This is a genomic window from Pseudomonas sp. SWI7 (assembly GCF_006351945.1).
Lineage (GTDB): Bacteria > Pseudomonadota > Gammaproteobacteria > Pseudomonadales > Pseudomonadaceae > Aquipseudomonas > Aquipseudomonas fulva.
Genome location: NZ_CP040930.1, coordinates 2,851,397 through 2,870,321, shown reverse-complemented (window position 1 = coordinate 2,870,321; position 18,925 = coordinate 2,851,397). Strand labels below are relative to the sequence as shown.

Here is an 18,925-nt window from a genome sequence, read left to right as displayed (position 1 = left end):
CCGCTTCGCGGGTAAACCCGAGAAGCAAGCGGCGTTGGGTGCGTGCTCAGGGCGCGGGGTTGGGTTGATCCTGGTGGATGGCCTCGATGGCTGCCAGCAGTTCGTCATCGAGGCTGAGTTCGAGGCTGGCCAGGTTGCTGTCCAGTTGCTCGAGGCTGGTGGCACCGATGATGTTACTGGTCACGAACGGTTGACGGGTAACGAAGGCCAACGCCATCTGCGCCGGATCGACACCGTGTTCCCGGGCCAGCTGTACATAACGCTCGCAAGCGGCCACTGTCTGTGGGTTGGAATAGCGCGCAAAGCGGCTGAACAGGGTCAGACGCGCCTTCTCCGGGCGGGCGCCGCCGTCGTATTTGCCCGAGAGCATGCCAAAGGCCAGGGGCGAGTAGGCCAGCAGGCCGCACTGCTCGCGAATGGCGATTTCGGCAAGCCCCACCTCGAAGCTGCGGTTGAGCAGGTTGTAGGGGTTCTGGATGGAGACGGCCCGAGGCCAGCCACGGGTTTCGGCCAACTGCAGGAATTTCATGGTGCCCCAGGGGGTTTCGTTGGACAGCCCGATGTGGCGGATCTTGCCCGCGCGCACCTGCTCGTCGAGCACCTCCAGGGTTTCTTCCAGTGGGGTGAAATGGTCTTGCGGCAGGTGCTGGTAGCCCAGCTTGCCGAAAAAGTTGGTGCTGCGCTCAGGCCAGTGCAGTTGGTAGAGATCGATGCGATCAGTCTGCAGGCGCCGCAGGCTCTCTTCCAGTGCCGCGACAATGTGTTGCCGGTTGTGCCTGAGTTGACCGTCGCGGATATGGCTGATGCCATTGCCGGGGCCGGCCACCTTGCTGGCCAGTACCCAGTCGTCCCGATCGCCCTGGCGGGCGAACCAGTTGCCGATGATGCGCTCGGTGGCGGCATAGGTTTCCGGGCGCGGGGGTACCGGGTACATCTCTGCAGTGTCGATGAAGTTGATGCCTGCGGCCTTGGCCCGGCCAATCTGTTCGAATGCCTGGGTCTGATCGTTCTGTTCGCCCCAGGTCATGGTGCCCAGACACAGCGCGCTGACTTCGAGGTCGGTGCGACCCAGCTGACGGTAGTCCATCGGTTGCTTGCTCCTTGGCTATGGTCATTCATCAAAGCAGGTTGATATTTTTCCCGCAATCTGGATAATTCAGCCCCTCTCCGCGTGGCGGAAGTGATGCACCATCACGCAGGAAGAACCCCGTCGAACATTGGCGTGCCTGACCCGAGCCCCCAAAAGCGTCAGCGTTCGGCTGCGCGCTTGCCCTTGGCAAGCTGTGCACTATCCAGTAAGATTCGCCGTCTATTTTTCGCTGGGCGGCCTCTGAGGCTTTAGAGAATGAAAACTTTTACTGCTAAACCGGAAACAGTAAAGCGCGAGTGGTTCGTAGTCGACGCCGCTGGCCAGACCCTGGGTCGTCTGGCTACCGAAATCGCTAGCCGTCTGCGTGGCAAACACAAGCCAGAATACACCCCTCACGTTGATACCGGCGACTACATCGTCGTCATCAACGCCGAGCAGGTTCGTGTGACGGGTGCCAAGTCTTCCGACAAAATGTACTACTCCCACTCCGGTTTCCCAGGTGGTATCAAGGAAATCAACTTCGAGAAGTTGATCGCCAAGGCCCCTGAGCGTGTTATCGAGACTGCGGTCAAAGGCATGCTGCCGAAGAACCCGCTGGGTCGCGACATGTACCGTAAGCTGAAAGTGTACGCGGGTGCTGCTCACCCACACACTGCTCAGCAGCCTCAAGAACTGAAGATCTAACGGGATAGTTCATTATGTCGGCGACTCAAAATTACGGCACTGGCCGTCGCAAGACCGCAACCGCTCGCGTATTCCTGCGTCCGGGTACTGGTAACATCTCCATCAACAACCGTTCTCTGGACGTGTTCTTCGGTCGCGAAACCGCTCGCATGGTTGTTCGCCAGCCACTCGAGCTGACCGAAAGCGTTGAGAAATTCGACATCTACGTCACCGTTTCCGGTGGTGGTGTCAGCGGTCAGGCCGGTGCGATCCGTCACGGTATCACCCGCGCTCTGATGGAATACGACGAAACCCTGCGTGGCGCACTGCGTCGTGCTGGCTACGTCACCCGCGACGCTCGTGAAGTCGAGCGTAAGAAAGTGGGTCTGCGTAAAGCGCGTAAGCGTCCTCAGTACTCCAAGCGTTAATACCGCTTCGGCAGTCGAAAAAAGCCCGGTTCCTTGGAACCGGGCTTTTTTTTTGCCTTGAATAATTCACCCGCTCGGCGGTGAGCGTCTTTCCCATAGACGTAGATCAAGCAAAGCGTGGGTAGTGGCCGTGCAGCCCGGTAATCACCTTGTCAGTGTGTGGTTTTGTTACTTACCATGGCGACCAATTTTTAGCGCCACTGACACAACCTAGGTACGAGCCTGGTTCAACAGGCCAAGCAAGCTGATGGGAGAGGACTGAATGAGCAATGACGGCGTCAACGCAGGCCGGCGCCGCTTCCTCGTAGCCGCGACATCCGTGGTCGGGGCAGCGGGAGCAGTGGGGGCTGCGGTACCGTTCGTGGGGTCATGGTTCCCCAGTGCCAAGGCGAAAGCTGCAGGTGCACCGGTAAAGGTCAACATCGCCAAGGTCGAGCCAGGGCAGCAGATGGTTGCAGAATGGCGAGGGCAGCCTGTATTCATCGTGCGGCGAACGGCTGAGATCCTCGGCAATCTCAAGAAAATAACCGGCGAACTGTCAGACCCCGATTCCCAGGCATCGGACCAGCCGACCTACGTCGATCCGCAGGTACGCTCCATCAAGCCGGAGATCCTCGTGCTGGTTGGTCTGTGCACGCACCTGGGTTGCTCGCCGACGTTCCGCCCTGAAGTGGCCCCTGTCGACCTCGGACCCAAATGGGTCGGAGGTTATTTCTGCCCCTGCCATGGTTCCCACTACGACATGGCGGGGCGAGTGTACAAGTCGCAGCCGGCACCGCTGAACCTGCCGGTGCCGCCGCATGCCTACGAGTCCGACGAAATCATCGTCATCGGTATCGACCAGGAGAACGCATGATGAGCAAGTTCATGGACTGGATCGACGCGCGTTTCCCTGCCACCAAGATGTGGGAAGACCACCTCAGCAAGTACTACGCGCCCAAGAACTTCAATTTCCTGTACTTCTTCGGCTCTCTGGCCTTGCTGGTGCTGGTCAATCAGATCGTCACCGGGGTCTGGCTGACGATGAGTTTCACGCCTTCGGCCGAAGAGGCATTCGCCTCGGTCGAATACATCATGCGTGACGTGGAGTACGGCTGGATACTGCGCTACTTGCATTCGACGGGTGCGTCGGCCTTCTTCATCGTCGTCTACCTCCACATGTTCCGCGGCTTGCTGTATGGCTCCTACCAAAAGCCCCGGGAGCTGGTATGGCTGTTTGGTATGCTGATCTACCTGGCGCTGATGGCTGAGGCGTTCATGGGCTACCTGCTGCCATGGGGGCAGATGTCGTATTGGGGCGCACAGGTGATCATCTCCCTGTTCGGGGCCATTCCCGTCATCGGCGATGACATCACCCAGTGGATTCGCGGCGACTACCTGATTTCGGGCATCACGCTCAATCGCTTCTTCGCCCTGCACGTGGTGGCCTTGCCGATCGTCATTCTGGGCCTGGTGGTGCTGCACATCCTGGCCTTGCACGAAGTCGGCTCGAACAACCCTGACGGCATCGACATCAAGAAGCACAAGGACGAAAACGGTATCCCGCTGGACGGCATTCCGTTCCACCCGTACTACACCGTCAAGGATATCGTCGGAGTGGTCGTGTTCCTGTTCGTGTTCTGCGCCGTGGTGTTCTTCTTCCCGGAAATGGGCGGATACTTCCTGGAAAAACCCAACTTCGAACAGGCCAACGCCTTCAAGACCCCTGAGCACATCGCGCCGGTGTGGTACTTCACGCCGTTCTACGCCATCTTGCGCGCCGTACCGGACAAACTGATGGGCGTGATCGCCATGGGCGCTGCCATTGCCGTGCTGTTCGTGCTGCCCTGGCTGGACCGCAGCCCCGTTCGCTCCATGCGCTACAAGGGCTGGATAAGCAAACTCTTCCTGCTGGTGTTCTGCGTCGCCTTCATCGTCCTCGGCGTGCTGGGGGTACTGGCGCCGACGCCTGGGCGTACCTTGCTGTCGCAGGTGTGCACGTTCCTGTACTTCGCCTACTTCCTGCTGATGCCGTTCTACACAAGGCTCGAGAAGACCAAACCGGTTCCGGAAAGGGTGACTGGCTGATGAAAAAGTTGATTGCTGTAATTCTCCTGGCAGTGATGCCTGCATTCACCCTTGCTGCAGAGCATGGCGTGGAACTGGACAAGGTCGATATCGACCTGAGCGACAAGGCGGCGATGCAGGACGGTGCGCGCACGTTCGCCAACTACTGCATGGGTTGCCACAGTGCCAAGTTTCAGCGCTATGAGCGTGTGGCCGATGACCTGGGCATACCCCACGATGTGATGCTTGAGAACCTGGTGTTCACCGGGGCAAAGATTGGCGACCACATGCAGATTGGCATGAAGCCCAGCGATGCCAAGACTTGGTTCGGTGCCGCGCCGCCCGACCTTACCCTGGTGGCGCGGGTCAGGGGTGCCGACTGGCTGTACAGCTACCTGCGCAGTTTCTACGAGGACCCATCGCGGCCCTACGGCGTGAACAACAAGGTCTTCCCCAACGTCGGCATGCCGAACGTGCTGGTTGGCCTGCAGGGAAACCAGGTGATCGGCTGCAAGCAGGTGCAGACGGTGGTGGATGGCAAAAAACAATTTGACCCATTGACCGGCACGCCGTTGACCCATGAAGCCTGCGATCAGCTGACCATTACGCCGAATTCCGGTACCCTGACCACCGAGCAGTTCGACGAGAAGGTCAAGAACCTGGTGACCTTCCTGGCCTATTCGGCCAACCCGGTCAAACTGGAAAGTCAGCGCATTGGTACTTACGTATTGCTGTACCTGGCTTTCTTCTTCGTATTCGCCTATTTGCTCAAGCGTGAATACTGGAAGGACGTGCACTGATCACGCAGTAACCTCTGGTTGTTGAACGCGCCTGTGGCGCACTGGCAGTTATGCCAGTGCGCCACAGGCGCGTTTTCATTTACAGTTTTTACAAGCATCCCTCGAGAGGAGGCGCCACATGGGCGTAACCAATGGGTTAGCCTGCTATTCCGACCCTGCCGATCAATACTCGCATCGGGTTCGCCTTGTGTTGGCCGAAAAGGCCGTTGACGCGCACATCATCGACGTCGATACCGGCAAGATCCCGCCGCGGCTCGCCGAACTGAACCCGTATGGCAGCGTGCCGACCTTGGTGGATCGGGATTTGGTTCTGTACGAGTCGACCGTGATCATGGAATACCTGGAGGAGCGCTATCCGCACCCTCCGCTGATGCCGGTCTATCCGGTCGGGCGTGGCAATAGCCGGTTGCTGATGCACCGTATCCAGCGAGACTGGTGCAGCCTGGCCGATCAGATTCTCGACCCACGCACCAGTGAGGCTGCCCGTGCAGAGGCTCGCAAGGCACTGCGCGAAAGCCTGACCGGTGTCTCGCCGCTGTTTGCCGAGTTCGCCTGTTTCATGAGCGATGAGCAAAGCCTGGTCGATTGCTGTCTATTGCCCATACTCTGGCGTCTGCCGATGATGGGTATCGAATTGCCGCGGCAAGCCAAGCCGCTGCTGGATTACATGGAGCGACAGTTCGCCCGGGAATCATTCCAGGCAAGCCTGTCGTCCGTTGAACGCGAAATGCGCACGCTTTGAGGAGCTGTTGATGAACTCCAGTCGCCCCTATCTGGTTCGAGCACTGTACGAGTGGATCGTCGACAACGATTGCACACCCCATATGTTGGTCAATGCCGAGTACCCGAAAGTACAGGTGCCGGACGGTTTCGCCAGTGATGGCCAGATCGTCCTGAATGTGTCGCCAAGCGCTGTGCGCAGTTTGCACATGGACAATGACGCCGTCAGCTTCGAAGGCCGTTTTGGCGGTGTGCCCCATTCATTGTTCGTGCCCATTGGCGCGGTGCTGGGTATCTATGCCCGCGAGAATGGACAGGGCATGGTCTTCGAGTTGGAGTCTTCGATGATGGAGGACGACGAGATCGAGGACGATCAGGAGCAGCCTGATGATGATGGGCCGCCAGAAGGCGGCGGGCAGCCTCCGCGCCCAAGCGGGCGGCCAAGTTTGAAAGTGGTGAAATAAAAAAAGGCGATCCGCAAGGATCGCCTTTTTAGCATGGGCAATAGACGAGGTGCGCGCTGGTCCGCGCTGCCTGCGGGCTCACATGTTCAGTCGATGTACTCGAACAGTTTCACGATCTTCTGCACGCCAGACACGCTCTGCACGACAGCAGTGGCGGCATTGGCCTCCTGCTGGGTGACGAGGCCCAACAAGTACACGATGCCATTCTCGGTGATCACTTTGATCCGCGAGCTGGGTACTGCTGTATCGGTCAGCATCTGGGTCTTGATCTTGGTGGTCAACCACGCGTCGTTGTTGCGTGCCAGGATGGAGGAGGGCTGCATGACCTGCAGTTCGTTATGCACCTTCTTGACGCGCTGGACCTGGCTGGCCGTCTGTTCGGCAAGGCTCTTGAGTTCGGCGCGTGGTGTCTGGCCAGCCAAGAGCACGATGCCGTTGTAGCTGCTGACGACGATGTGCGAGCCCTTGTCCAGGTCTGGGCTGGCCTTGGCGATATTCACCGAGGCCTTGGTCTCGATCAGTGAGTCGTCGATCTTGCTGCCAATGGTACGAGTGCCTCGGTCATCCTCGATGGGCGAATTACGAGCAGAGTTGAGTACCGAACTGCAGCCGGTGACGCTCAGGCACAAGGTCAAGGCCACAAGGCCAATGCGCATAGGGGTCATTCTTCACTCCCGAACAGTTGGCTGTCGATCAGATCGCACAGGCAATGGATCGCCAGCAGGTGGACTTCCTGGATGCGAGCGGTCACCGTCGAGGGTACCCGAATCTCGACGTCCTCTGGCAGCAAGAGCGAGGCCATGCCCCCGCCGTCGCGGCCGGTCAATGCTACGACAATCATTTCGCGGTCATGTGCGGCCTGGATGGCCTGGATGACGTTGGCGGAATTGCCGCTGGTAGAGATGGCCAGCAGAACATCCCCAGGTTGGCCCAGGGCGCGGATCTGCTTGGAAAATACCTCGTTGTAACTGTAGTCGTTGGCAATCGAGGTCAGGGTCGAGCTGTCGGTGGTCAGCGCGATCGCTGGCAGGCTGGGGCGTTCGCGCTCGAAGCGGTTGAGCAGCTCCGAGGAGAAATGCTGCGCATCGCCGGCCGAGCCGCCATTGCCGCACGCGAGCATCTTGCCCTCGTTGAGCAGTGCGTTGACCATGACCAGGCTGGCCTGCTCGATGTGCGGTGCCAGGATGTCCATTGCCTGTTGCTTGGTATCGATGCTGGCCTGGAACAGCCGGCGGATTCGGGATTGCATGTCCATCTGGTGACCTTAAATGGGGCGGAGGCCGGCGCGGCACGCGACGGTAATCAGCCCGCGAAACATAGAGCAAAAAGAACGGAGTGGGTTCAGCATTCGAAGGCGTTTTTCAACCATTCGAGCGGCTTGCCAGCATGATGGCTGCCTTGCAGGGCAACCACGTCGAAGCGGCAAGGACAGTTGCCCCATTGAGGCTTCTGATGCAGGAACAGGCTGGCGGCAAGCACCAGCCGCTTCTGCTTGCGCTGATCGATACTGCCGAGGGCGCCACCGAAGCGTGCGTGCAACCGATAGCGGACTTCGACGAATACTACTGTATCGGCGTCGAGCATGACCAGATCAAGCTCGCCTCCTTTGCATCGCCAGTTGCGGGCAATCAGCTTGAGGCCATGCCCTTGAAGGTACTCAAGGGCCTGGTTTTCCGCCGCTTGCCCGGCATGGCTTGGCGAGGCAGGGGGCATCAACGGGGCGTGTCGGGGAGGCGCTTGACCTGGCCACCGGCAAACTCTGCCCACGGCAGCTGACGCTCAACGCGTTGGCTGGCATTGATGCCCAGGTTGCCAGACAGGCCCTGGATACGGCTGTCAGGCAGAGCCTTGAGCTGCCCCAGGCGCGGGGCCAGGCTGTAGGCGTCCACCCCCATGGCATACAGGCGACCCAGGCTGCCGGCAGCTTGCGGCCATTGCTGTACCACCTGCTGGCGGAGGCTGTTGCTGCTGTCGAGCAACCATGGGGTTTCACAGAAACGGATGCCGTTCATGTCGTTGTACTGGTTCACATCGCCGCTGGCGCTGTACAGGTTGGAGGTGGCATAGACCGGCACATCACCTGCGTACTGGAAGTTCAGGGTCGGCTTGATTTGCTGTGCCTGCTGTGGGGTGGCTGCGAGGAACAGGAAGTCGATGTCCTGGCGACGCGCGGGCTGGGCAGCGATGCTGCCGCCCACGGTGCTTTGCACGCTCTTGGCGCGACCTTCGCTTTGGCGCAGCTGGAACAGGTCGGCAATCTGCTGGGCCAGTGCCACGGGCTGGGCAATACGCTCTGCAGCCAGCAATGTGCCGCCGTTGCTCTCCCAGTCCTGACGGAACGCGGCCAGTACACGGTCGCCCCATTCCCCGCTCGGCACCATGGCAACGGCACGGACCATGCCGTCTGCGCGCGCCCTGCGGGACACCTCGCGGGCTTCGTCCTCGGCGGCAAGGCCAAATTGGAACAGTTGAGGCGGCGCTTTCTGACCGGCGTCGGCGTAGTTCAGTGCCAAGGTTGTGATCGGAAGCTGCGGTTTGGCAGCCAGTTGCTTGACCAGCGGTTTTTCCAGCGGGCCAATGACAAGCTGCACGCCATCGGCCTGGGCCTGGCGGTAGAAGTCGTCCAGCGACCCTAGGCGGGAGCTGTCGACCATCTGCACGGACGGGGCAGGCTGCCCGGATTGCTGGGCCTGGAAGTGGGCAGCCATGAAGCCGTCACGCAGCGCACGCGCCACGCCAGCCAATGGGCCTTCCTGGGGAAGTAGCAGGGCGATGCGCGTCAGAGGCTGGCTAGCCAGCTCCTTGAGCTTGGTCAGAGCGGTTGGCAACTGTTTCGCGGCAGGATGATCCGGGTGCTGTTTGACCCAGTCGTCGATCGCTGCCTGTTGCTGTTCCAAGGTACCAGCGCCCTTGACGGTCAGGGCCAAGCTGGACCAGCCTGCCAGGACAGGATCGCTGGTGGGCTGTTGCAGTTGCTCGTTCGACAGCGAGGCGACCAGTGACCAGATGGCATCGTGGTTGGCGCTGGCAGCTTGCCCGCTGAGCAGCGGTGCCAACAGCACGCGCTGCTGGGCGGCGGCCATGGCCTGCCCGTCGGCCTCCAGGGCGGCGGCGTGTACCGAATAGGTACGCACTTGCTGTTGCGCAGGCAATTCGGGCACGTGCTGCAGGCTGGGGTGCTGCAATGCGCTCAGGGCCGCCTTGGGTTGATTGCGGCTCATGGCAAGTTCGGCCGCCAGCGTAACGGCGAACACCTGCTGGGCTGGCTTGAGCGTCTCTACCTGGACTTGTTCGAGAATGCGTGCGGCGCGCGGGAAGTCCTTTTGCTGGTAGGCCATGTCTGCGGCGCTCAGGCGCAGCAGTGCGGCATCTTCGGCAGACTTGCTGGAGGTCGCCCTTTCGAGCAACTGCTCGATGCTGGCATCCGGCGTACGGGGGAGCTCGCCAAGGCTGGATGAGGGCGAACTGGCGCAAGCTGCCAGCAGGGCAGCGAGACAGAAGGCTGTGAGCAGCCGCAGGCAGGCGATCATGTAATTGTCCTGTTACTCGATCAAGTTGGCTGGCGATTGTACCCAAGCGCTGGCTGGGGCGCGATGTCGCCGTGTGAAAGCATCACTATAGGCCTGCTGCCGCGCAGCGGCGTTCAACTTCTTTGCGCGCTGTTGCGGGTGCTCGGGCTACAATGCCCGCTTTGATTTCAATCGCAGGTGCGTGCAGTGACTGATGTGGCCGGGGCTTCGACCGCCCCCGTGGGAACGCTTTATGTGGTGGCAACACCTATCGGCAATCTTGACGACATGAGTGCCAGGGCGCTGAAGGTGCTGGCAGGCGTGTCCCTGATTGCTGCCGAGGACACGCGCCATTCGATCCGCCTGCTTCAACACTTCGGCATCGACACTCCGCTGGCCGCCTGTCACGAACATAACGAGCGGGACGAGGGGGGGCGCTTTCTGACCCGGCTATTGGCCGGCGACGATGTGGCGCTGGTGTCTGACGCAGGCACCCCGTTGATTTCGGATCCGGGTTATCACCTGGTCCGGCAGGCTCGCAGTGCAGGCGTACCCGTGGTGCCGGTACCTGGCGCCTGTGCCTTGATCGCCGCACTGTCGGCGGCAGGCTTGCCTTCGGATCGTTTCATCTTCGAAGGTTTCCTGCCGGCCAAGGCAGCGGGGCGCCGCGCCCGTCTGGAGCAGGTCAAGGAGGAGCCGCGTACCTTGATCTTCTATGAGGCGCCGCATCGCATCCTGGAGTGCCTGGACGACATGCAGGCAGTGTTTGGCGCAGATCGCCCAGCGGTGCTGGCGCGTGAAATCACCAAAACGTTTGAAACCCTCAAGGGCCTGCCTTTGTCCGAGTTGCATGCGTTCGTGGCCGGCGACAGCAATCAGCAGCGGGGTGAATGCGTGGTATTGGTAGGCGGCTGGAGCGCCCCGGAAGGCGAGCAGGGGATTGGCACCGAGGCGCAGCGGGTACTTGACCTGCTGCTGGCCGAGCTTCCGCTCAAGCGGGCCGCGGCGCTGGCGTCGGAAATAACGGGCGTACGCAAGAACCTGCTGTATCAAGTTGCGCTGGAAAAACAGAAAGAGCAGTAGTGGCTAATTGATATATGTGGCGGTAACGCTTGTTCTTGGCAGCATCTGCCGGTACTCTTTGCGCCGGAGAGTCGATCGGACAGTCGCTGCCCGTTTAAGTTCCACCGCATTGCGGTGTCGCTGGCGGGGGGAGGAAAGTCCGGGCTCCGCAGGGCAGAGTGCCAGGTAACGCCTGGGAGGCGCGAGCCTACGGAAAGTGCCACAGAAAACAACCGCCTAAGCACTTCGGTGCCGGTAAGGGTGAAAAGGTGCGGTAAGAGCGCACCGCACGGCTGGCAACAGTCCGTGGCTAGGTAAACCCCACTCGGAGCAAGACCAAATAGGGTTCCATCAGGCGTGGCCCGCGTCGGAACCGGGTAGGTTGCTAGAGGCGTCCAGTGATGGCCGTCGTAGAGGAATGACTGTCCTCGACAAAACCCGGCTTACAGATCGACTCTCCACCTTTTCCTTCCTGCTTGAATCGATAGCAGATCTCATCTGGTAATGCCGAAAAAATCTTACTCTTGATAAATCACTTTAAGTTCGGCCCGCATCGGGTTGTGCGCGTTTGATTTCTCAAGTCTTTTTATTCCCCAGATAGTCTTTCCACATTCCTTTAACGCGCTAAATCTCGGTCATGTAAGGCTTTTCCTTCCGAACGTGCCTTGACGGTGCTGCGGGCGGATTCCTATAGTGTGCGCAAGTGGCAGAAAGTGGGATGAAGTGGGTTTTCTGACACAAAAAAGCTAATATTGTGGGGAATCGCAGCCGTGTTTCGCGGAGCCAATGCCGTCAGTCTCGATGCCAAGGGCCGTCTCGCCATGCCGAGCCGGTATCGTGACGAGCTCGATTCGCGTTGCAACGGGCAGCTGATCGTGACCATCGATGCTGTCGATCCCTGTTTGTGCGTCTACCCGCTCGATGAGTGGGAGCAAATTGAAGCCAAGTTGCGAGCCTTGCCGTCGCTTCGTGAGGAAAACCGCCGCCTGCAGCGCTTGCTAATCGGTAACGCGGTCGACCTTGAGCTTGATGGCAGTGGTCGCTTCCTGGTGCCGCCCCGCTTGCGTGAGTACGCCCGGCTGGACAAGAAGGCGATGCTGGTGGGGCAACTGAACAAATTCCAGCTGTGGGATGAGGAAGCCTGGAACACGGTTTCGGCAGCCGACCTCGCAGCTATCCAACAACCGGGCGCCATGCCCGACGAATTGCGTGACCTGATCCTGTGACCATAGATAGCGGCTTCAACCACATTACCGTCCTGCTCGACGAAGCTGTCGAGGCACTGGCCTTGCGCGCCGACGGTTGCTATCTGGACGGCACCTTTGGCCGTGGCGGACACAGTCGGTTGATTCTCAGCAGGCTCGGCCCACAAGGGCAGCTACTGGGCTTTGATAAAGATCCACAAGCGATTGCCACAGGGCAAGCGCTGGCGGCCGAAGACGGCCGCTTTGTCATTGTGCAGCGCAGCTTTGCCGAGCTGGGTGCAGAAGTGGCCGAACGCGGCCTGCACGGCAAGGTGAGCGGGATACTGATGGACCTGGGTGTGTCCTCACCTCAGCTCGACGACCCGGAACGTGGCTTTAGCTTTCTCAACGACGGGCCGCTGGACATGCGCATGAATCCCGATCAGGGCATCAGCGCCGCCGAATTCATTGCCACCGCGCCGGTCGAGGAAATCGCCCGCGTGTTCAAGGAGTATGGCGAGGAGCGCTTTGCCGGCCGTATGGCCCGTGCCGTCGTCGAGCGCCGTGAAAAGCAGCCGTTCACCCGCACCGGTGACCTTGCCGAGGTTCTCAAGGTAGCCAACCCTGCGTGGGAGAAGGGCAAGAACCCTGCCACCCGCGCGTTCCAGGGCCTGCGTATCCATGTCAACAACGAACTCGGTGACCTGGAAACCGGGCTGCAAGCGGCTATCGACGCGCTGGAGGTTGGCGGTCGCCTGGCCGTGATCAGCTTCCACTCGCTCGAAGACCGGATCGTCAAGCTGTTCATGCGCAAACTGGCCAAGGGCGAAGCTGACAACCTGCCGCGCAACCTGCCCGTGCAGCACAAGGTGTTCGAGCCCAAGATCAAGCTGATCGGTAAAGCCCAGTTCGCCTCCGATGCAGAGCTCAAGGCCAACCCCCGCTCACGCAGTGCGGTGATGCGTGTTGCGGAGAAATTGCGGTGAGCAAGTTGTTCGCCAAACCTCTGCCGGGCGGCAGCTTCCTCATGCTCATGCTGTTCGTCGGCGTGCTGGGCTCGGCCATTGCCGTGTCGTATAGCGCGCACTGGAACCGGCAATTGCTCAATACCCTGTACGGGGAGCTGAATGAGCGGGACAAGGCCCAGGCCGAATGGGGCCGGTTGATTCTGGAACAAAGCACCTGGACGGCGGCCAGCCGCATCGAAAACCTGGCCACCGAGCAGCTCAAGATGCGTGTGCCAGCCGCTGACGAAGTGCGGATGGTGGCGCCATGATGAAGCTCGAAGGCGCACTCTACCCCTGGCGGTTCCGCGTAGTCGTTGGCCTGCTGGCGCTGATGGTCGGCGCCATTTGCTGGCGCATCATCGACCTGCAGGTCGTCGACCGCGATTTCCTCAAGGGGCAGGGCGATGCGCGCAGCCTGCGTCACATTCCTATCCCTGCGCACCGTGGCTTGATCACAGACCGCAATGGCGAGCCACTGGCGGTCAGTACGCCGGTCACCACCCTGTGGGCCAACCCCAAGGAAATGCAGGCTTCGCGCGATCGGTGGCCGCAGTTGGCAACCGCCCTTGGGCAGAATCCACAGCAGCTCACCGAGCGCCTGACCCAGCAGGCCAACAAGGAATTCATCTACCTGGTCCGCGGCCTGACGCCGGAGCAGGGGCAGCATGTGCTGGACCTGAAGGTGCCAGGCGTCTATGGGCTGGAAGAGTTCCGCCGCTTCTACCCCGCTGGTGACGTGACCGCCCACATGGTCGGTTTTACCGACCTGGATGATCACGGTCGCGAAGGTGTCGAGCTGGCCTATGACGAGTGGCTGGCCGGTGTGCCGGGCAAGCGGCAGGTGATCAAGGACCGGCGCGGTCGCCTGATCAAGGACATCCAGGTCACCAAGAACGCCAAGGCAGGGAAGACCTTGGCGTTGTCGATTGACCTGCGCCTTCAGTACCTGGCTACCCGCGAACTGCGTAACGCCATCGCCGAGCAGGACGCCAAGGCCGGTAGCCTGGTGATCATGGACGTCAAGACCGGTGAGGTTCTGGCGATGGTCAACCAGCCTACCTACAACCCTAACAACCGCCGCAGCATGTTCCCGGCGGCCATGCGCAACCGGGCCATCATCGACGTGTTCGAGCCTGGTTCCACGGTCAAGCCCATCTCGATGAGTGCCGCACTGGAAAGTGGCCGCTGGAAGCCCACCGACAAGGTCGAGGTTTACCCGGGCAGCTTGCAGATCGGTCGCTACACCATCAAGGACGTGTCCCGAAGCGAAGGTCCGATCCTCGACCTGACCGGCATTCTGATCAACTCCAGTAACGTGGGCATGAGCAAGATCGCCTTCGATATCGGCGGCGAAGCCATCTACCGGGTCATGTCTCAGGTCGGGCTGGGTCAGTACACCGGCCTGGGTTTCCCGGGTGAGCGCGTCGGCAACCTGCCCAACCACCGGGAATGGCGCAAGGCCGAAACAGCCACGCTGTCGTACGGCTACGGCGTTTCGGTCACCGCCCTGCAGCTGGTGCATGCTTATGCAGCCTTGGCCAACGACGGCAAGATGGTGCCGCTGTCGATCCTCAAGGTGGACAAGGCGCCCGAGGCCGTCCAGGCGATTCCCAAGGATACCGCAGAGACCGTGCAGGGCATGCTCCAGCAAGTGATCGAGGCGCCGCGCGGCGTATTCCGTGCCCAGGTGCCGTTCTATCACGTGGCCGGCAAGTCCGGTACCGCGCGTAAAGCCACGGTGGGCTCCAAGGGCTACACCGAAAATGCCTATCGCTCGCTGTTCGCAGGTTTCGGTCCGATGAGCGATCCGCGTTATGCGATCGTCGTGGTGATCGACGAGCCCGGCAAAGGCGGGTACTTCGGCGGTCTGGTATCGGCACCTGTGTTCAGCAAGGTCATGTCCGGCACCCTTCGGTTGATGAACGTGCCGCCAGACAACCTGCCGCCCCCTGCGCCGGCAGCGCCGGCAAGCCAATCGCAAGTCAATGCAGCAGCTGCCAACGGAGGGCGTGGATAATGACAATGCCATTGAGCAAGCTCTTCGCCCATGCCAGCCGCGATCCGCTGATTCGTGAACTGACCCTCGACAGCCGCAACGTGCGCCCAGGCGACCTGTTCCTGGCGGTGCCTGGGGCCAAGGTCGACGGCCGCGAGCATATCGCCGACGCGCTGGCCCGTGGCGCTGCCGCCGTGGCTTACGAGGAACAGGGCGCCACGGTGCTGCCGCTGACCGATGTACCGCTGATTCCAGTCAAAGGCCTGATCGCCCAGCTGTCGGACATCGCCGGGCGCTTCTATGGCGAGCCCAGCCGCCAATTGAACCTGGTGGGCGTGACTGGCACCAACGGCAAGACCAGCGTTACCCAACTGGTAGCACAGGCGCTCGATCTGTTGGGCCAGCGTTGCGGCCTGGTGGGTACCCTGGGGACGGGTTTCTACGGCGAGCTGAAAAGCGGCCGCCTGACCACGCCTGACCCGATCGCCGTGCAGTCGACCCTGTATGACTTGAAAAAACAAGGCGCCAAGGCCGTGGCCATGGAAGTGTCCTCCCATGCCCTGGAACAGGGGCGTGTAGCGGCCCTGGCGTTCGACATCGCGGTGATGACCAACCTGTCCCGTGACCACCTCGACTACCACGGCAGCATGCAGGCCTACGAAGCGGCCAAGGCCAAGCTGTTTGCCTGGCCAAGCCTGCGCTGCCAGGTGGTCAATCTGGACGACGACTTCGGTCAACGCCTTGCTGACGCCTACGCTCGCAAGCCGATGGCCGATCGCATCGATACCCGGCTGATCAGCTACAGCCTGGAGCACCCCGACGCCTCGCTGTATTGCCCCGAGGCCACGTTCGACGACGATGGCGTCTGCGCCACCCTCGTCACCGCCCAGGGCGAGCGCACGTTGCGCACGCAGCTGCTGGGTCGCTTCAACCTGAGCAACGTATTGGCGGCCGTGGCGACCTTGCTGGCATTGGATTACGCGCTGGACGAGATCCTCAAGGTCATGCCGCAGCTGCACGGCCCTGTTGGCCGCATGCAACGCCTGGGCGGCGGCGAAAAGCCCCTGGTGGTGGTCGATTACGCGCACACGCCCGATGCCCTGGAAAAAGTGCTCCAGGCCCTGCGCCCTCATGCCCACGGGCAACTGCTGTGCCTGTTCGGCTGTGGCGGCGACCGTGACCGGGGCAAGCGCCCGCTGATGGCAGAAGTGGCCGAGCGCCTGGCCGACCGGGTGCTGGTGACCGACGACAACCCGCGGACCGAAGACCCGATGCGCATATTCGACGATATTCGTCCCGGCTTTACGGCGCCGACCGAGGTGGCGTTCGTGCCCGGTCGCGGCGAGGCCATCGCCCAGCTGATCGCCGGTGCCCGCGCCGCCGACGTCATCGTGCTGGCCGGCAAGGGACATGAGGATTATCAGGAAATCAACGCGCAGCGGCATGCGTTTTCCGATTTGACCGAGGCCGAAAAGGCACTCGCAGCCTGGGAGGCCCCCAATGCTTGAGGCGATGACGCTCAGCCAGGTGAGCTCCACCTTGCACGGCCGCCTGACCGGCGCCGATGCTCGCTTCGATGGCGTCAGCATCGACAGCCGTAGCGTCGTGCCGGGGCAGCTCTTCGTTGCCCTGACCGGCCCGCGCTTCGACGGCCATGACTACCTGGCAGACGTCAAGGCCAAGGGCGCCGTGGCGGCGCTGGTAGAGCGCGAAGTGCAAGGCGTCGACCTGCCGCAATTGGTGGTCGCCGATTGCCGCCTGGCCCTTGGCCAGCTTGGAGCACTCAACCGGGCCGCCTTCGACAAGCCCGTGGTGGCCATTACCGGGTCCAGCGGCAAGACCACAGTCAAGGAAATGCTCGCCAGCATTTTGCGCACGCGCGGCCTGGTGCATGCCACACGAGGCAACCTGAACAATGACCTGGGCGCGCCCCTGACCTTGTTGGAAATTGCCCCCGAGCATAGCGCCGCCGTCATCGAGCTGGGCGCCTCGCGCATCGGCGAGATTCGCTACACCGTGGGCCTGACCCAGCCTCAGGTGGTGATCATCAATAATGCCGGCACCGCGCACGTGGGTGAATTCGGCGGCCCGGACAAGATCGTCGAGGCCAAGGGCGAAATCCTCGAAGGGCTGGGTGAGGGCGGTACAGCCATTCTCAACCTGGCCGACAAGGCCTTCGACACCTGGCGCACGCGTGCTGGCGATCACCGGGTCGTGAGCTTTGCGCTCGACGATCCCCGTGCCGATTTCCATGCCAGTGGCATTGGCCGTGATCCCCGCGGTTGCCCGTCCTTCACCCTGCACGGGGCCGGCGAGCAGGTGCAGGTGCAACTCAACGTGCTGGGCGTGCACAACGTCAGCAACGCCCTGGCCGCCGCCGCCGCTGCCCATTCCGTGGGCATCAGCCTGCAGGGTATTGCCGCAGGCCTGGCTGCGGTTCAGCCGGTCAAGGGCCGCACCGTGGCGCAGGTCACCCCGCGCGGTGCTCGTGTGATCGATGACAGTTACAACGCAAATCCCACCTCCATGTGTGCCGCCATTGATATACTCGCCGGCTTTTCCGGACGCACCGTCCTGGTGCTTGGAGAAATCGGCGAGCTGGGTCAGTGGGCGCAGGAAGGTCACCGTCAGGTGGGTGACTACGCACGCGGCAAGGTCGACGCCTTGTATGCGGTGGGTGCCAACATGGCGCACGCCGTCGAGGCGTTCGGGACCCATGGCCACCATTACGCTACGCAGGCCGCGCTGATCGAAGCAGTCAGTGCCGAAAATGCCAGCGATACCACTATCTTGATCAAGGGCTCGCGCAGCGCTGCGATGGAAAACGTCGTGGCTGCACTGTGCGGTGCCAGCGGGGAGAAACATTAATGCTGCTGCTGTTGGCCGAGTATCTGCAACAGTTCCACAAAGGCTTCGCGGTCTTCCAGTACCTCTCCCTGCGCGGGATTCTCGGGGTGCTTACCGCGTTGTCGCTGGCGCTGTGGCTGGGGCCGTGGATGATCCGTACGCTGCAAATTCGCCAGATCGGCCAGGCCGTGCGCAATGACGGGCCGCAGTCGCACCTGTCCAAGTCCGGTACGCCGACCATGGGCGGGGCGTTGATTCTGTCTGCCATCGCCGTCAGTACCTTGCTGTGGGCCGACCTGACCAACCGATATGTCTGGGTGGTGCTGATCGTCACCCTGGCCTTCGGTGCCATCGGCTGGGTCGACGACTACCGCAAGGTCATCGAGAAGAACTCCCGTGGCCTGCCAAGTCGCTGGAAGTACTTCTGGCAGTCGGTGTTCGGCCTGGCTGCGGCGGTGTTCCTCTACAAGACCGCCCCGACCAGTGTCGAGACCACCCTGATACTGCCGTTCATCAAGGACGTCACCATTCCCCTGGGCATCGGTTTCGTGGTGCTGACCTATTTCGTCATCGTCGGCTCCAGCAACGCCGTGAACTTGACCGATGGCCTGGATGGCCTAGCCATCATGCCGACCGTGATGGTCGGCGGGGCGCTGGGCATCTTCTGCTACCTGTCGGGCAACGTGAAGTTCGCCGAGTACCTGTTGATCCCGTACGTGCCCGGCTCCGGTGAGCTGATCGTGTTCTGCGGCGCACTGATCGGTGCTGGCCTGGGCTTTCTGTGGTTCAACACCTACCCGGCACAAGTGTTCATGGGCGATGTGGGGGCATTGGCGCTGGGCGCGGCGCTGGGCACCATCGCCGTGATCGTGCGCCAGGAGATCGTGCTGTTCATCATGGGCGGCGTGTTCGTGATGGAAACCCTGTCCGTGGTCATCCAGGTCGCTTCGTTCAAGCTGACCGGCAAGCGCGTGTTCCGCATGGCGCCGATTCACCACCACTTTGAACTCAAGGGCTGGCCAGAGCCACGCGTGATCGTCCGATTCTGGATCATCACCGTGATCCTGGTGCTGATTGGCCTTGCCACCCTGAAACTGAGGTAGATGCGC

At 61.4% G+C, this 18,925-nt stretch carries 20 protein-coding genes and 1 other RNA gene; 16 read left to right on the top strand and 5 right to left on the bottom strand.

What is annotated here, in order from left to right; genetic code table 11:
• Window positions 1-46 precede the first annotated feature (46 nt).
• Window positions 47-1,087 carry an NADP(H)-dependent aldo-keto reductase gene (locus FH041_RS13200; RefSeq protein ID WP_028687197.1) on the bottom strand — a complete coding sequence of 347 codons (1,041 nt, stop codon included), beginning with the start codon at window positions 1,085-1,087 and terminating at the stop codon, window positions 47-49.
• 258 nt (window positions 1,088-1,345) lie between these two features.
• Between FH041_RS13200 and rplM the strand changes: the two genes are divergently transcribed.
• The 7 genes from rplM to FH041_RS13165 all read left to right on the top strand — a co-directional run bounded on the left by rplM (window position 1,346) and on the right by FH041_RS13165 (window position 6,211).
• Window positions 1,346-1,774, top strand: a complete 429-nt coding sequence (gene rplM / locus FH041_RS13195) for a 50S ribosomal protein L13 (RefSeq protein ID WP_003260798.1) — start codon at window positions 1,346-1,348, stop codon at window positions 1,772-1,774.
• A gap of 14 nt (window positions 1,775-1,788) precedes the next feature.
• On the top strand, window positions 1,789-2,181 hold the full coding sequence (gene rpsI, locus FH041_RS13190; RefSeq protein WP_003251821.1) for a 30S ribosomal protein S9: 393 nt from the start codon (window positions 1,789-1,791) through the stop codon (window positions 2,179-2,181).
• 262 nt (window positions 2,182-2,443) lie between these two features.
• Window positions 2,444-3,037, top strand: coding sequence for a ubiquinol-cytochrome c reductase iron-sulfur subunit (petA, locus tag FH041_RS13185; protein WP_023534417.1), 594 nt, complete (start codon window positions 2,444-2,446; stop codon window positions 3,035-3,037).
• Complete coding sequence (locus tag FH041_RS13180) at window positions 3,037-4,248, top strand: cytochrome bc complex cytochrome b subunit (protein WP_028687198.1); 1,212 nt, start codon at window positions 3,037-3,039, stop codon at window positions 4,246-4,248. The genes petA and FH041_RS13180 overlap by 1 nt, the downstream gene beginning before the upstream one ends.
• On the top strand, window positions 4,248-5,027 hold the full coding sequence (locus FH041_RS13175; protein WP_027914471.1) for a cytochrome c1: 780 nt from the start codon (window positions 4,248-4,250) through the stop codon (window positions 5,025-5,027). The genes FH041_RS13180 and FH041_RS13175 overlap by 1 nt, the downstream gene beginning before the upstream one ends.
• 118 nt (window positions 5,028-5,145) lie before the next feature.
• Window positions 5,146-5,769, top strand: a complete 624-nt coding sequence (locus FH041_RS13170) for a glutathione S-transferase N-terminal domain-containing protein (protein WP_028687199.1) — start codon at window positions 5,146-5,148, stop codon at window positions 5,767-5,769.
• A 10-nt stretch (window positions 5,770-5,779) separates the two neighbouring features.
• Window positions 5,780-6,211 (top strand): ClpXP protease specificity-enhancing factor, encoded by a 432-nt coding sequence (locus FH041_RS13165; RefSeq protein WP_027914473.1) that lies wholly within the window; start codon window positions 5,780-5,782, stop codon window positions 6,209-6,211.
• Window positions 6,212-6,297: 86 nt separating this feature from the next.
• Here FH041_RS13165 and FH041_RS13160 read toward each other — a convergent pair whose 3' ends face one another.
• From FH041_RS13160 to FH041_RS13145, 4 genes are all read right to left on the bottom strand, one after another.
• On the bottom strand, window positions 6,298-6,876 hold the full coding sequence (locus tag FH041_RS13160; protein WP_027914474.1) for a BON domain-containing protein: 579 nt from the start codon (window positions 6,874-6,876) through the stop codon (window positions 6,298-6,300).
• Complete coding sequence (locus tag FH041_RS13155; protein ID WP_012274070.1) at window positions 6,873-7,466, bottom strand: phosphoheptose isomerase; 594 nt, start codon at window positions 7,464-7,466, stop codon at window positions 6,873-6,875. The genes FH041_RS13160 and FH041_RS13155 overlap by 4 nt, the downstream gene beginning before the upstream one ends.
• Before the next feature lie 86 nt (window positions 7,467-7,552).
• Complete coding sequence (locus FH041_RS13150) at window positions 7,553-7,924, bottom strand: YraN family protein (RefSeq protein ID WP_027914475.1); 372 nt, start codon at window positions 7,922-7,924, stop codon at window positions 7,553-7,555.
• The gene (locus FH041_RS13145) at window positions 7,924-9,741 is read right to left on the bottom strand and encodes a penicillin-binding protein activator (protein WP_027914476.1); all 1,818 of its coding nucleotides are present in this window, start codon (window positions 9,739-9,741) and stop codon (window positions 7,924-7,926) included. Before FH041_RS13145 ends, FH041_RS13150 begins: the two co-directional genes overlap by 1 nt.
• A 267-nt stretch (window positions 9,742-10,008) precedes the next feature.
• Here FH041_RS13145 and rsmI point away from each other — a divergent pair, with 267 nt between their 5' ends.
• From rsmI to mraY, 9 genes are all read left to right on the top strand, one after another.
• The gene (gene rsmI, locus FH041_RS13140; RefSeq protein ID WP_219857988.1) at window positions 10,009-10,803 is read left to right on the top strand and encodes a 16S rRNA (cytidine(1402)-2'-O)-methyltransferase; all 795 of its coding nucleotides are present in this window, start codon (window positions 10,009-10,011) and stop codon (window positions 10,801-10,803) included.
• 67 nt (window positions 10,804-10,870) lie between these two features.
• An RNA gene (gene rnpB / locus FH041_RS13135) (RNase P RNA component class A) lies at window positions 10,871-11,244 on the top strand.
• Window positions 11,245-11,552: 308 nt separating this feature from the next.
• The gene (mraZ, locus tag FH041_RS13130) at window positions 11,553-12,008 is read left to right on the top strand and encodes a division/cell wall cluster transcriptional repressor MraZ (RefSeq protein WP_023534344.1); all 456 of its coding nucleotides are present in this window, start codon (window positions 11,553-11,555) and stop codon (window positions 12,006-12,008) included.
• Complete coding sequence (gene rsmH / locus FH041_RS13125; protein WP_023534295.1) at window positions 12,005-12,952, top strand: 16S rRNA (cytosine(1402)-N(4))-methyltransferase RsmH; 948 nt, start codon at window positions 12,005-12,007, stop codon at window positions 12,950-12,952. The genes mraZ and rsmH overlap by 4 nt, the downstream gene beginning before the upstream one ends.
• The gene (gene ftsL, locus FH041_RS13120; RefSeq protein ID WP_023534348.1) at window positions 12,949-13,242 is read left to right on the top strand and encodes a cell division protein FtsL; all 294 of its coding nucleotides are present in this window, start codon (window positions 12,949-12,951) and stop codon (window positions 13,240-13,242) included. The genes rsmH and ftsL overlap by 4 nt, the downstream gene beginning before the upstream one ends.
• Window positions 13,242-14,990, top strand: a complete 1,749-nt coding sequence (locus FH041_RS13115) for a penicillin-binding protein 2 (RefSeq protein WP_161631443.1) — start codon at window positions 13,242-13,244, stop codon at window positions 14,988-14,990. The genes ftsL and FH041_RS13115 overlap by 1 nt, the downstream gene beginning before the upstream one ends.
• On the top strand, window positions 14,987-16,477 hold the full coding sequence (locus tag FH041_RS13110; protein ID WP_373456113.1) for a UDP-N-acetylmuramoyl-L-alanyl-D-glutamate--2,6-diaminopimelate ligase: 1,491 nt from the start codon (window positions 14,987-14,989) through the stop codon (window positions 16,475-16,477). The genes FH041_RS13115 and FH041_RS13110 overlap by 4 nt, the downstream gene beginning before the upstream one ends.
• Complete coding sequence (gene murF, locus FH041_RS13105) at window positions 16,470-17,837, top strand: UDP-N-acetylmuramoyl-tripeptide--D-alanyl-D-alanine ligase (protein ID WP_028687201.1); 1,368 nt, start codon at window positions 16,470-16,472, stop codon at window positions 17,835-17,837. The genes FH041_RS13110 and murF overlap by 8 nt, the downstream gene beginning before the upstream one ends.
• Entirely contained in the window at window positions 17,837-18,919 is a 1,083-nt protein-coding gene (mraY, locus tag FH041_RS13100) for a phospho-N-acetylmuramoyl-pentapeptide-transferase (RefSeq protein WP_015271711.1), read from the top strand. The genes murF and mraY overlap by 1 nt, the downstream gene beginning before the upstream one ends.
• Window positions 18,920-18,925 lie beyond the last annotated feature (6 nt).